This is a genomic window from Caulobacter sp. GW821-FHT11E10 (genome assembly GCF_058808375.1).
On the sequence record NZ_JBXARP010000004.1, the window covers coordinates 267,089 to 279,534 of the forward strand.

Consider the following 12,446-nt stretch of genomic DNA (forward strand, 5'->3'; position numbering starts at 1 on the left):
GGCCCCGCGAGGAAGCGGGTGTATAGCCGCGCCGTTTGGGGCGCGCAACCCGCTGGATGGTACTTTTTTAGTCCGACTCTTAGTCCGTCCACATCCGGGGATCATGGGCGTCCTCGATCTCCAGTTGGACGCCGTTGCGGCCCATGTAGTCGTCGGGCTTCAGCTTGCCGACGACGTCCAGCGCGCCGCCACCGGCCAGCAGGCGCTGGCCCAGCGGCGTTTCCGCGCTGCGCCAGCTGATGGCCTTAATGCGGTCGCCGGTGGGGCCCACTAGGTCCATGCGCACATGCCCGCCCTTCAACGCCGAAACGCGTTCAGGCCGCACCTGGGTCAGGGCGAACATCGGTTCAGGATTGCCGGGACCGAACGGCGCCAGCCGCTGGAAGTCATCGAGCAGGGCCCGATTCGCCGCGCGCGGCTGGACCAGGGCGTCGATCTCCACCGCCTCGATACCGACCGCCTCCATCTCGCCGGCCAGGCGCTCCTCCAGGAAGGCGCGGAACTCTGGGATCATCTCGGGGCGAATCGACAGGCCCGCGGCCATGGCGTGTCCGCCGCCGGCCATCAGCAGTCCGGCCTCGAAGGCGGCCTGGATCGCGCGCCCCAGGTTCACGCCCGGCTGCGAGCGGCCCGAGCCCTTGCCGACATTGGCGGCGCGGTCGACGCCGATCACCACCACCGGCTTGCGATAGCGTTCGCGCAGGCGGCCCGCGACGATGCCGATCACGCCAGGATGCCAGTCGTCCCCGGCCACGACGATCACCGGGGCGTCGGGATTGAAGTTGCCGCGCTCCAGCACGGCCGCGGCCTCCTCGACCACGGCGGCTTCGACCGCCTTGCGCTCGGTGTTGAGGCCGTCCAGTTCCTCGGCCAGGGCGGCGGCCTCCAGCGGATCGTCCGTGGACAGCAGGCGCGCGCCGAGGTCGGAACGGCCGATGCGGCCGCCGGCGTTGATGCGCGGCCCCAGAATGAAGCCGGCGTGGAACACGGACGGATCGCCCGAACCCTTGCCGACCGCGAACAGCGCCTTCAGCCCCGGATTGGCCCACGCGCCCATGGTGCGCAGGCCGAGCGCCGTCAGGGCGCGGTTGAAGCCGATCAGCTGCGTGACGTCGCAGACCTCGCCCAAGGCCACCAGGTCGAGCCACTGGCGCAGGTCGGGCTGCGGACGATCCTCGGTGAAGAGGCCGCGCTTGCGGGCCTCGCGATTCAGGGCGGCCAGCAGGACGAAGGTCACGCCGGCGGCGGCCAGGACCCCCTGCCCGCTCTGGCAGCCCGGCCGATTAGGATTGACCACGGCGGCGGCCGCCGGCGGATCCTCGCGCATCAGGTGGTGATCGATGACCACGACCTCGAGGCCGATCTCGGCCGCGCTGGCGATGGCGTCATAGGCCGCCGCGCCGCAGTCCAGGGTTACGACCAGTTCGGCTCCGCCTTCACGGATGGTGCGGAAGGCCGCCGGGCTGGGACCATAGCCTTCGGTCAGGCGGTCAGGAATGTAGATGGGCAACTCGACGCCCATATAGCGGAACCAGCGCACCAGTTGGGCCGCGCTGGTGGCCCCGTCGACATCGTAGTCGGCGAAGACCATCGTCGAGCGCCCGGCTTCCAGGGCGTCGATCAGGATTTCCGCCGCCCGGTCCATGTCGGTGAAGCTGGACGGATCGGGAAACAGCGCCTTCAGGGTCGGGCGCAGATAGTGTTCGGCGTCGTCGAGCAGGACGCCGCGCGACACCAGCGCCCGGGCCAATGGCTCGATCAGGCCATGGCGCTGCTGGATGTCGCGCACGACCGCCATGTCGGCCGGACGCTCGCGCCAGGCGCGGCCGCTCAGCGAACGTTCGACGCCCAGGAAGGCGTCGGAAGGAATGTTGGAGACACCATCAGCGGGCATCGTGGGAGAGTAGCCGGTCACGTGGATTCGGACCATGCGGCGCCGAGGCGACAGTCCCGGACGTGAGGAGCCTGGGCCGGCCGCGCCATGGACCGGCTAGCCGGCGGTCATCTCCGCCCGCACAGCCTCCACCTCGTTGGCCGAACCCAGCACCACCGGCACGCGCTGGTGCAGCTTGGTCGGCTGGATGTCGAGGATACGCGTGACGCCGTCGGTGGCCTTGCCGCCCGCCCGCTCGACAACCAGGCCCATCGGATTGGCCTCGTACATCAGACGCAGCTTGCCGGGCTTGCCGGGCTCGCGGGCGTCCCACGGGTACATAAAGACGCCGCCGCGCATCAGGATGCGGTGAACGTCGGCCACCATCGAGGCGATCCAGCGCATGTTGAAGTTCTTGCCGCGGGGACCGTCCTTGCCCGCCAGGCAACCGTCGATATAGCGGCGCACCGGCTGCGCCCAATGGCGCTGGTTCGACATGTTGATCGCGAACTCGGCGGTGTCCGCCGGGACGGTCAACGTCTCGTGCGTCAGCAACCATTGGCCGTCGGCGCTGAGCGTGAAGGCGGCGACGCCTTGCGACAGGGTCAGGACCAACATGGTCTGAGGGCCATAGACGGCATAGCCCGCCGCGACCTGGTTGCGGCCCGGCTGCAGGAAGTCCGCTTCCTCGGGCGCGTGGCCGGCCGGCGCGGGCAGCACCGAGAAGATCGTCCCGACCGAGACATTGACGTCGATGTTGCTGGAGCCGTCCAGCGGATCGAAGGTCACCAGATAGCCGCCGACGCGTCCCGTGGGTTCGATCTCTTCCAGCTCTTCCGAAGCCAGGCCGGCGACCGGCGCGCAGCCTTTCAGGGCGTCGCTCAGCATGTCGTTGGTGATGACGTCGAGCTTCTTCTGCTCTTCGTCCTGAACGTTGGTGCTGCCGGCCGCGCCCAGGCTGCCCGAGAGGGCGCCGGAAGCGACGACACGGCTGATCCCCGCGCAGGTCGAGGCGACCGTCTGGACGACCTCCTTGAGAGCGGCGTCCGCCGGCTCCGCCGCGAGCCATGCGGCCAAGTCGACAAAGGTGGTCATTCGTAACCTCAAACCAGAAAGCAGAACGGCCGCCTCCACAGGGCGGCCGGAACAGGGAAAGTCCTAGACCTTCCGCTTCATGCGGACCTCGCGCACCGTGCCCGTCGAGGAGTTCATCACCAGGGTGTGGGTGTGGACGCAGCCATCGCGATAGACGACGCCATCGACAAGCCCTCCGCGCGTCACGCCCGTGGCGGCGAAGATCGCCTCGTCACGGACGATCTCGTGCAGATCATACTTCTTGTCGAGTTCGGTGATGCCCCACTTGGTCGCCCGGGCCCGCTCGTCATTGTTGCGGAACAGCAGGCGGCCCTGGAACTGGCCGCCGACGCACTTCAGCGCCGCGCAGGCCAGCACGCCTTCCGGCGCGCCGCCCGAGCCCAGATAGAGGTCGATGCCGGTCGACGGATCGGTGGTGTTGATCACCCCAGCCACGTCCCCGTCCGTGATCAGATGAATGCGAGCGCCGGCGGCGCGCACATTGGCGATAATCTCGGCGTGGCGCGGACGATCCAGCACGCAGACCGTGATCTCGGTCGGCGCGACGCCCTTGGCCGCGGCAATGGCCTTGATGTTGTCGGCGGGCGACTTGTCGAGGTCGATCACCCCGGCCGGCAGCCCCGGACCGCAGGCGATCTTGTCCATGTAGGTGTCGGGCGCATTGAGCAGCGTGCCCTTGGGCGCCCAGGCCATCACGGTCAGGGCGTTGGGCTGGGCCTTGGCCGCCAGGGTCGTGCCCTCGAGCGGATCCAGGGCGATGTCGATCTTGGGGCCCTTACCCGTGCCGACCTTCTCGCCGATGTAGAGCATCGGCGCCTCGTCGCGCTCGCCCTCGCCGATGACGATCTCGCCGTCGATATTCAGCTCGTTCAAGGCGTTACGCATCGCGTCGACGGCGGCCTGGTCGGCGGCCATCTCGTCGCCGCGCCCCAGCATCGTCCACGAGGCGATGGCGGCGGCTTCGGTCACGCGAACGGCGTCCAGGACCAGCGAGCGGTCCAGGGTGTTCGAACTCATCCGTTTCTCCCAGCCTCCCGAAGGAGACCTTGTTCCCAATGTCGCCTTCGTCGCCTGCCTTTTCGGCGGGTCGTTTAGATGCGCGCGACGCGCAGAAGGCGGGGACGCTCTAGCACGGTCCGCAACTTTTCGATGCGGCTAATCGCATCCAGAAGCTTGGATTCCGGCGTCGCATGAGTAACGAGCACGATCGGCACGCCCCCCGCCCCGTCGACGGGCTTTTGCAGGAAGCTATCGATCGAGACGCCACATTCGGCCAGGGTTTCCGAGATGGCGGCGATCACGCCGGGCTGGTCCTGGACCATGACCCGCAGATAGGCCTTGCCCACCGCGCGGGCCGGATCGATCGGGGTGAACGACGCCAGGTCGCCGGCGGGGGCCTGAAACACTGGGCGCACGGCCTTGGTCATGACGTCGGCGATGTCGGCGGCCACGGCGGCGGCGGTCGGACCAGCGCCCGCGCCAGGGCCTTGAACGAAGATCCGGCCGATGCGCTTGCCCTCGATGAACAGCGCATTCAACGCGCCGCCGGCCTGGGCCAGCGGATGATCCAGCGGGATCAGCGACGGATGGACCTTCACGGCCACGCCGTCGTCGGTCTTGGCGGCGCTGGCGATCAGCTTGATGCGGTAGCCCAGGTCCTTAGCCAGTTTGATGTCGAGCAGGTCGACCTCGCTGATGCCCTCGATCTCGGCCGCCGCGAAGTTCGGGGCGCAGCCGAAGGCCAGGGCCGCCAGGATGCTGATCTTGTGGCCGGCGTCGAAACCGCCGACGTCCATGGTCGGATCGGCCTCGGCATAGCCCAGGCCTTGAGCCTCGCGCAGCACATCGGCGAACGAGCGGCCGGTCTTTTCCATCTCCGAGAGGATGAAGTTGCAAGTGCCGTTGAGGATGCCGGACACCGAGATGATGTCGTCGCCGACCAGGGCTTCGCGCATCATCTTCACGGCCGGCACGCCGCCCATCACCGCGGCTTCGAACAGCAGCGGCGCGCCGTTGGCCTCGGCCAGGGCGGCGAGTTCGGCGCCGTGCTCGGCGATCAGGGCCTTGTTGGCGGTGACCACCGGCTTGCCGGCCTTCAGGGCCGTCTCGACGGCTGCCTTGGCCGGACCGTCCGAACCACCGACCAGCTCGACGAAGATATCGACGTCCGGCGAGGCGGCCAGCGCCACCGGATCGTCGAACCAGATGAGGTTCGAGATGTCGACCGTGCGCGGGCGCGACTTGGACCGCGCCGAGACGGCGGTGACCACGGCCTTGTCGCCGGCCGGCGCGAAACCCGGACGGTCGGCCAGGAACTGCAGGAGACCGCCGCCGACCGTGCCCAGGCCCGCGACGCCGACGCGCCAGGTCTTGTTCGTCATCTTCGAATCCTCGTTACGCCGTCGGAGAGCCTACTAGGCCTGTTCCATCTTGTTGTGGGCCTTGGCCAGGATGGTGTCGGCGTTGGCGATGAATTTCTTCACATTGCGCGCGGCCTGGCGGATGCGGTGCTCGTTCTCGACCAGGCCGATCCGCACATAGCCCTCGCCATACTCGCCAAAGCCGATGCCGGGCGCGACGGCGACGCCGGCCTCCTCGATCAGCAGGCGCGAGAACAGCATCGAGCCGGCTTCACGATACTGCTCGGGGATCTTGGCCCAGGCGAACATCGAGGCCGGCGGATTGGGGATGTCCCATCCGGCGCCCTTCATCGACTTGATCAGCGTGTCACGACGACTCTTGTAGATGCCGCGGATCTCGTCGACGCAGTCCTGCGGGCCGTTCAGCGCCGCGGCGGCGGCGACCTGCACCGGCGTATAGGCGCCGTAGTCGAGGTATGACTTCACGCGGGCCAGGGCGGCGCAGATGCGGGCGTTGCCGACCACCATCCCCACGCGCCAGCCGGCCATGGCGTAGGTCTTCGACAGCGAGTTGACCTCGACGGCGATATCCTTGGCGCCCTCGACCTGCAGGATCGACGGCGGCGGGTTGTTGTCGAAATAGATCTCGCCATAGGCCACGTCGCTGATCACCAGCAGGTCGTGCTTTTTGGCGAGCGCCACGGCGTCCTTGTAGAAGTCCAGGTCCACCCACTGGGCCGTCGGGTTCGACGGGTAGGACAGGATCAGCACGCTGGGCGGCGGCACCGAGTGCTTCACCGCGCGGCTGATGTTGGACAGGTACTCCTCCGGCGACAGGGCCGGCACGTGGCGGATGATGCCCCCGGCCATGATGAAGCCGAAGGCGTGGATCGGATAGGCCGGGTTCGGGCAGATGATGACGTCGCCGGGACCGGTCAGGGCCTGGGCGAGGTTGGCGAAGCCTTCCTTCGACCCGAGCGTGGCGATCACCTCGGTGTCGGGGTTCAGCTTCACGCCAAAGCGGCGGCCGTAGTAGTTGGCCATGGCCTTGCGCAGGCCCGGGATGCCCTTCGAGGCCGAGTAGCGGCCCGCCTTGGGGTCGCGGGCGGTCTCGATCAGCTTGTCGACGATGTGCTGCGGCGTCGGCATGTCGGGATTGCCCATCCCGAAGTCGATGATGTCGGTCCCCTCGGCGCGCAGGCGCGCCTTGATCTTGTTGACCTCTTCGAAGACGTACGGCGGCAGGCGGCGGATACGATGGAAATCGGTGCTCATGAGGGCTCTGTGCGCCGCTTCGGCGCTCTGGGAGCGAAAAGTCGGGCATGGATAGACCCCGGACAGGGTCTAGCCAAGCCAGTTCAAGGAAGATTATGCCTCCGTCGCCCTATTTGGGCTGGGACGGAGGCGCGCTAGCTCGGTCACGCGCCGCGCGCGCGAAGGCTTCGGTGGCCGCGCGGTCCGCGTCGGTCGGGATGGCGAGCGCCGGCGCCTTCACATCGCGCTGGGCCTTGGCCGCGTAGCTCTCGGTGTCCTTGAGCTCCCACGTACCCGGCGCGACAGCCTTGGTCAGCGCCTCGCCGGCGCGTTGCTGCTGCACGACGGCCGCGCGAACCTTGTCGGCGGTCGGCACGTCGGTCGGAATGGCCGGAATGTCCGAGAACTTGCGACGGGGCGCGTCCTCCTTGGCCGCCGCGGCCGCCTGGGCGGCGACGGGCGAGCTGGGATCGACCGGAACCGTCTTGAACGGACTGACGCACGCGGTCGCGCCGGCGGCGAGGCCGACGATCAGACCAACACGTACGATTTTGCGGGTTTCGCCGTTCATTGGTTCTGGTCTTATGCGATGATCGCGGCGAGCGAAAGGCGTTCGGCGCCGCTTTTCTCGAACTGCCTTTGGACAATGCGGAGGAAACCTCATGGCTAAGGCGAAGGCCGCCCCCGAGCCTCGGAAGAAAGCCGCTTCCAAGGCTGAGACGACCGAAACCAAGGCCAAGGTCGCGCCCAAGGCGGCGCCCAAGGCCGCGAAAGCCAAGGCCAAGCCGGAAGCTCCGGAGCCGCCGCCGAAGGTCGAATCGACCGGGCGGCATGCCGATCAGCCCGGCCCTGGCGCAGCGCCCTTCCCGCCTTTCGAGCGCGTGCTCTCGCCTGACCAGTTGAGGATGGTCGAGACCCTCTCGGCCAATCTGGCCCGCGCGGCCGTCACCGCTCAGGGCGCCATCGCCGAGGCGGCGCTGCGTCAGGCCGATCGGCCCGCCGCCCTCTCGCCCGATCCCTTCCACGTGGCCCCGGCCCTCAACGAGGTGATGACCCGGCTGGCCGCCCAGCCCGATCGTCTGATGCGGGCCCAGGCCGATCTTTTCGGCCAGTACATGGAGCTCTGGCAGTCGGCCGCCCGGCGCGCCAACGGCGAGGAGGTCGCCCCCGTGGTCGCCCCGGCCGCCGGCGACAAGCGCTTCAACGATCCGGACTGGGCTTCGAACCCGATGTTCGACCTGATGAAGCAGTCCTACCTGCTGTCGTCGAACTGGCTGAACGGGCTGATCTCCGAGGTCGACGGCGTCGAGCCGGGCGCCAAGCGTCGGGTCGAGTTCTTCACCAAGATGCTGACCGACGCCTTCTCGCCGTCGAACTTCCTGATCTCGAACCCAGCGGCCCTGCGCGAGGTGGTGCAGACCCAAGGCCAGAGCCTGGTGCGCGGCATGGACAATTTCGCCGCCGACCTCGAGCGCGGCGGCGGCCAGCTGGCGATCAGCCAGACGGACCTGGCCAAGTTCAAGGTCGGCGAGAACGTCGCGACCGCCCCCGGCAAGGTCGTCTATCAGAACGACATACTGCAGCTGCTGCAGTTCAACCCGACCACCGAGACGGTCAGCGAGATCCCGCTGCTGATCTTTCCGCCGTGGATCAACAAGTTCTACATCCTGGACCTGCGGCCCGAGAACTCGATGATCCGTTGGCTGACCGGCCAGGGTTTCACGGTGTTCGTCGCCTCCTGGGTCAATCCGGACCAGACTCTCGCGGCCAAGACCTTCGAGGACTACATGCTGGAAGGCGTCTATGACGCCACTCAGCAGGTCATGACCCAGTGCGGCGTCGATCGGGTCAATACGGTCGGCTACTGCATCGGCGGTACGCTGCTGTCGGTCGCCCTGGCCCACATGGCCGCGCGCGGCGACAAGCGGATCAACTCCGCCACCTTCTTCGCCGCCCAGCAGGACTTCGCCGAGGCCGGCGACCTGCTGCTCTTCACCAACGAGGAATGGCTGCAGTCGATCGAGCAGCAGATGGACGCCGCCGGCGGCTTCCTGCCCAGCCAGTCGATGGCCGACACCTTCAACGCCTTGCGCGGCAACGACCTGATCTGGTCGTTCTTCGTCAGCAACTACCTGATGGGCAAGGAGCCCCGCCCCTTCGACCTGTTGTTCTGGAATGCCGACCAGACGCGGATGCCCAAGTCGTTGCACCTGTTCTACCTGCGCAACTTCTACAAGGACAACGCGCTGACGACGGGCCAGCTGAGCCTGGGCGGCGAGCATCTGGACCTGGGCAAGGTGAAGACCCCGATCTACGTCCAGTCGTCCAAGGACGACCACATCGCGCCGTTCCGCAGCGTCTATCGCGGGGCCAAGGCGTTCGGCGGGCCGGTGACCTTCACCATGGCCGGCTCAGGGCATATCGCCGGGGTGATCAACCATCCGGACGCCAAGAAGTATCAGCACTGGACCAACGACAAGCTGCCCGCCGACGTCGGCGACTGGATCGCGGGTTCGGAAGAGCACCCCGGCTCGTGGTGGCCGCACTGGGCCGCCTGGCTGAAGGCGCGCTCGGGCGATCAGATCCCAGCCCGCGACCCGATCAAGGGCCGGCTGAAGCCTCTCGAGGACGCGCCCGGCAGCTTCGTGATGGTGAAGTCGCAGCCCTGAGGCCGCGACACAGGTCGCCGTCAGATCACGCCGATCTGATAGGCCAGCTCGACCGGCAGGGCCTCGGCGCTCTCGATCAGATCGCTGGCGCGGGCCAGGTGCTCGCGAAAACGTGGGTCCTGGCGGAAGCGATCCGCGTCCGCGGCCGTCTCGAAGGCTGACACCATCAGCACAGTGTTCTTGTCGGCCGACTTAAACAGGCGACCGCCCCGCACGCCGGCGACCATGCCGCGGATACGCTCTAGATGCGCGGTTTGCAGGGCCATGAATGCGTCGAAATAGCCTGGCTTAATGCGGATCAGGCTAATGTTGAGCACCGGCTCGGTCGGTTGGACGTCGGCCACGCGTTGATCTTGAACGGCGAGAGTCATGAAAGCTCCTTGACGATGTTGTCAGTTCAGGAGCCTCTCCCGTACAACCTCAACCAAAGCTGAGGTCAAGCGCCAATGCCGCCACTTTCCCCACCGCCGACCCTCAGTGTCGGCGAGGTCGCCAAGCGCAGCGGGATCACGGTGTCCGCGCTGCACTTCTATGAGACCAAGGGCCTGATCCGCAGCCTGCGCACCGAAGGAAACCAGAGACGATATCCGCGCGGGGTGCTGCGGCGCGTGGCGGTGATCAAGGTGGCCCAGCGCACCGGCATGCCGTTGGCCGAGATACGCCAAGCCCTGGCCGGCCTGCCCGACGACCGCGCCCCTAATGTCGACGATTGGCGCGCCCTGTCGACCAACTGGCGCGACGACCTGGACGCCCGTATCCGCCGACTCACCCAGCTTCGCGACCAGCTGGGTGACTGCATCGGCTGCGGGTGCCTGTCGCTGACCGCCTGCCCGCTGCGCAATCCGGGCGACGCCCTGGCGGCTCAAGGCGCCGGCCCGCGCCTCCTCGAGCTCGAAGACGACTAAAATTTCGGCGAAGACCCACGTTCGCCCAAAAGTCGCCAGGATCGCGGCGAAGCTTCCGCGCCATGCTCACGTTCACTCGCCGGACAGCCTTGGGAATGTTCGTCGCCACGCCGCTATTGGCTGGCGGGGGAACTAGCCTTGCCCTGATCCCGGACGCTGGCCGCAAGCTGGCCCTGGCGGCTCGGGACCAGATCGGGGTGACGGTCGACTACGATCCCAGCTATCGCTCGATCGGCTATCCGAAAGGCGACGTGCTGCGCACCAGCGGCGTGTGTTCCGACGTCCTGATCCGGGCCGCGCGCGACGCCTGGGACATCGACCTGCAACAGCGGGTGCATGAGGATATGGCCCGCGCCTTCGACGCCTACCCCTCGCGTCGCGAGTGGGGCCTGACCAAGCCGGACGCCAATATCGACCACAGGCGCGTGCTGAATCTGGAAACCTTCCTCACGCGCCAGAACGCCAGGCTGCCCCTCCCCGACTCGCGTCCGTTCGGTGGGGACGGCTTTGACGCGCCCCAGATCGGCGACGTGCTGACCTGGCGGTTGTCCGCCGGCGCGCGGCCACATCTGGGCGTGGTGGTGGACGGACCGCACCGCGTGCGCGTGGCCCACAACATCGGCGACGGCGTCCATGAGGAGCCGTTGTGGATGTTCAAGCTGCACAAGCCCGCCGGCCACTATCGCTGGCGGGTCTAAAAGCGTGGCAGCCGAAAGTGCGAGCAGTTTCGGCGCCTGCCACGCGCCAAACAAGAAGCCGCGGTCCTTACAGGCCGGCGTCTTCCTTCAGGCCCAGGGCGATGTTCAGGTTCTGCACCGCCGCGCCCGAAGCGCCCTTGCCGAGATTGTCGAGCAGAGCCACCAGGCGAGCCTGGCCGCTGGTGTCCGACCCGAACACGAAGAGCTTCAGGCGGTTGGTGCCGTTCAGGCCCTCGGGATCCAGGGTGGTCAGGCCCTTGGCCTCTTCCAGCGAAGCGACCTCGACGAACCGTTCGCCCTTGTAGTGCCCGGCCAGGGCCGCGTGGATGTCGCCCAGCGACGGCGCGCCGTTCAGGCAGGAGAAGTGCAGCGGCATCTCGACGAGCATGCCCTGCAGGTAGCGCCCCACGGCCGGCATGAAGATCGGCCGGCTCAGCAGGCCGCCGTGCTTCTGCATTTCCGGCACATGCTTGTGGGTCATCGACAGGCCGTAGATCCGATACGGGACCTTGGTGTGGTTCGCGGCGCTTGCGTCCTCGAACTCGGCGATCATGGCCTTGCCGCCGCCGCTATAACCCGAGACGGCGTTGTACGAGACCGGCAACTCCGGGGGCAGTATGCCGGCCGAGACCAGCGGCCGCGTCAGGGCGATGGCGCCGGTCGGATAGCAACCGGGATTAGAAATCCGCTTCGACGCGGCGATCTTGCCCCGCTGCTCGCTGTCCAGCTCGGCGAAGCCGTAGGCCCAGCCCTCGGCCGTGCGATAGGCGGTCGAGGCGTCGATGATCACGGTTTCAGGATTCGAGACCAGCGACACGGCTTCCACCGCCGCGTCGTCGGGCAGGCACAGGATCACCGCGTCAGCGCTGTTCAGCATCTCCGCCCGGGCGGCGGGATCCTTGCGCTTGTCGGGGTCGATCGAAACCAGCTGCAGATCGGTGCGGCCGGCCAGGCGCTCGCGAATCTGCAGGCCGGTGGTGCCGGCTTCGCCATCGATAAAGACCTTGGGAGTGTTCGCCACGGCGGACTCCTATCCAGACAAGAGAGGACAAATGACCAAGAAAAAGGGCGCTTCGGATGACCGAAGCGCCCTCTTCCAAACGCGTACGAACCGCGTTTAGCGCTTCGAGAACTGGAAGCTACGACGGGCCTTGGCCTTACCGTACTTCTTACGCTCGACGACGCGGCTGTCGCGGGTCAGGAAGCCGTGCGGCTTCAGGACCGGGCGCAGGCCGGGCTCGTAATAGGTCAGGGCCTTGGACAGGCCGTGGCGGATCGCGCCGGCTTGGCCCGAGAGGCCCGAGCCTTCCACGGTCACGATGACGTCGAATTGACCGAGGCGATCGGTCACTTCCAGGGGCTGGGCGATCATCATGCGCAGCACCGGACGCGCGAAGTAAACTTCCTGGTCGCGGCCGTTGATGGTGATCGAACCCTTGCCCGGCTTGATCCAGACGCGAGCGATCGCGTTCTTGCGCTTGCCGGTCGCGTACGAGCGGCCTTGGGCGTCGATCTTGGGCTCGGCCGGGGCGGCCGCTTCCGGGTTGCTGGACAGGCTAGCCAGCGCGTCAAAGCCTTGGGCGTCGGTCATG

12 protein-coding genes are annotated in these 12,446 nt (G+C 67.4%); 3 read left to right on the plus strand and 9 right to left on the minus strand.

The features are described 5' to 3' along the window. Positions 1 to 79: 79 nt before the first annotated feature. The 6 genes from recJ to AC1RRV_RS09905 all read right to left on the minus strand — a co-directional run bounded on the left by recJ (position 80) and on the right by AC1RRV_RS09905 (position 7,153). Positions 80 to 1,894, minus strand: coding sequence for a single-stranded-DNA-specific exonuclease RecJ (gene recJ / locus AC1RRV_RS09880; RefSeq protein WP_492859446.1), 1,815 nt, complete (start codon positions 1,892 to 1,894; stop codon positions 80 to 82). A gap of 96 nt (positions 1,895 to 1,990) precedes the next feature. After that, positions 1,991 to 2,968, minus strand: a complete 978-nt coding sequence (locus tag AC1RRV_RS09885) for a class 1 fructose-bisphosphatase (protein ID WP_492859447.1) — start codon at positions 2,966 to 2,968, stop codon at positions 1,991 to 1,993. A gap of 63 nt (positions 2,969 to 3,031) precedes the next feature. Continuing rightward, the gene (gene glpX, locus AC1RRV_RS09890) at positions 3,032 to 3,985 is read right to left on the minus strand and encodes a class II fructose-bisphosphatase (protein ID WP_492859448.1); all 954 of its coding nucleotides are present in this window, start codon (positions 3,983 to 3,985) and stop codon (positions 3,032 to 3,034) included. Positions 3,986 to 4,059: 74 nt separating this feature from the next. Next, a complete protein-coding gene (locus tag AC1RRV_RS09895; RefSeq protein WP_492859449.1) occupies positions 4,060 to 5,349 on the minus strand; it encodes a homoserine dehydrogenase in 1,290 nt (429 codons plus the stop codon). Between the two features lie 33 nt (positions 5,350 to 5,382). Beyond that, on the minus strand, positions 5,383 to 6,603 hold the full coding sequence (locus AC1RRV_RS09900; protein ID WP_492859450.1) for an LL-diaminopimelate aminotransferase: 1,221 nt from the start codon (positions 6,601 to 6,603) through the stop codon (positions 5,383 to 5,385). A gap of 109 nt (positions 6,604 to 6,712) precedes the next feature. Continuing rightward, entirely contained in the window at positions 6,713 to 7,153 is a 441-nt protein-coding gene (locus tag AC1RRV_RS09905) for a hypothetical protein (protein WP_492859451.1), read from the minus strand. 91 nt (positions 7,154 to 7,244) lie between these two features. On the opposite strand from AC1RRV_RS09905, the gene AC1RRV_RS09910 reads away from it, so the two are divergent. Beyond that, on the plus strand, positions 7,245 to 9,251 hold the full coding sequence (locus tag AC1RRV_RS09910) for a class I poly(R)-hydroxyalkanoic acid synthase (protein ID WP_492859452.1): 2,007 nt from the start codon (positions 7,245 to 7,247) through the stop codon (positions 9,249 to 9,251). A gap of 20 nt (positions 9,252 to 9,271) precedes the next feature. Here the strand turns inward: AC1RRV_RS09910 and AC1RRV_RS09915 are convergent, their stop codons facing one another. Then, entirely contained in the window at positions 9,272 to 9,622 is a 351-nt protein-coding gene (locus tag AC1RRV_RS09915) for a putative quinol monooxygenase (protein ID WP_492859453.1), read from the minus strand. A gap of 75 nt (positions 9,623 to 9,697) precedes the next feature. Here AC1RRV_RS09915 and soxR point away from each other — a divergent pair, with 75 nt between their 5' ends. Beyond that, positions 9,698 to 10,156 carry a redox-sensitive transcriptional activator SoxR gene (soxR, locus tag AC1RRV_RS09920; RefSeq protein ID WP_492859454.1) on the plus strand — a complete coding sequence of 153 codons (459 nt, stop codon included), beginning with the start codon at positions 9,698 to 9,700 and terminating at the stop codon, positions 10,154 to 10,156. A gap of 62 nt (positions 10,157 to 10,218) precedes the next feature. Further along, complete coding sequence (locus tag AC1RRV_RS09925) at positions 10,219 to 10,854, plus strand: DUF1287 domain-containing protein (RefSeq protein WP_492859455.1); 636 nt, start codon at positions 10,219 to 10,221, stop codon at positions 10,852 to 10,854. A 67-nt stretch (positions 10,855 to 10,921) separates the two neighbouring features. Here AC1RRV_RS09925 and argC read toward each other — a convergent pair whose 3' ends face one another. Then, the gene (gene argC / locus AC1RRV_RS09930; protein WP_492859456.1) at positions 10,922 to 11,875 is read right to left on the minus strand and encodes an N-acetyl-gamma-glutamyl-phosphate reductase; all 954 of its coding nucleotides are present in this window, start codon (positions 11,873 to 11,875) and stop codon (positions 10,922 to 10,924) included. A 96-nt stretch (positions 11,876 to 11,971) separates the two neighbouring features. Continuing rightward, positions 11,972 to 12,445, minus strand: coding sequence for a 30S ribosomal protein S9 (rpsI, locus tag AC1RRV_RS09935; RefSeq protein WP_492859457.1), 474 nt, complete (start codon positions 12,443 to 12,445; stop codon positions 11,972 to 11,974). Position 12,446 lies beyond the last annotated feature (1 nt).

Bases quoted from the DNA above. Each gene is read 5' to 3' on its own strand.
- recJ (WP_492859446.1), bottom strand. From the start codon at position 1,894: ATGCCCGCTGATGGTGTCTCCAACATTCCTTCCGACGCCTTCCTGGGC.
- AC1RRV_RS09885 (WP_492859447.1), bottom strand. From the start codon at position 2,968: ATGACCACCTTTGTCGACTTGGCCGCATGGCTCGCGGCGGAGCCGGCG.
- glpX (WP_492859448.1), bottom strand. From the start codon at position 3,985: ATGAGTTCGAACACCCTGGACCGCTCGCTGGTCCTGGACGCCGTTCGC.
- AC1RRV_RS09895 (WP_492859449.1), bottom strand. From the start codon at position 5,349: ATGACGAACAAGACCTGGCGCGTCGGCGTCGCGGGCCTGGGCACGGTC.
- AC1RRV_RS09900 (WP_492859450.1), bottom strand. From the start codon at position 6,603: ATGAGCACCGATTTCCATCGTATCCGCCGCCTGCCGCCGTACGTCTTC.
- AC1RRV_RS09905 (WP_492859451.1), bottom strand. From the start codon at position 7,153: ATGAACGGCGAAACCCGCAAAATCGTACGTGTTGGTCTGATCGTCGGC.
- AC1RRV_RS09910 (WP_492859452.1), top strand. From the start codon at position 7,245: ATGGCTAAGGCGAAGGCCGCCCCCGAGCCTCGGAAGAAAGCCGCTTCC.
- AC1RRV_RS09915 (WP_492859453.1), bottom strand. From the start codon at position 9,622: ATGACTCTCGCCGTTCAAGATCAACGCGTGGCCGACGTCCAACCGACC.
- soxR (WP_492859454.1), top strand. From the start codon at position 9,698: ATGCCGCCACTTTCCCCACCGCCGACCCTCAGTGTCGGCGAGGTCGCC.
- AC1RRV_RS09925 (WP_492859455.1), top strand. From the start codon at position 10,219: ATGCTCACGTTCACTCGCCGGACAGCCTTGGGAATGTTCGTCGCCACG.
- rpsI (WP_492859457.1), bottom strand. From the start codon at position 12,445: ATGACCGACGCCCAAGGCTTTGACGCGCTGGCTAGCCTGTCCAGCAAC.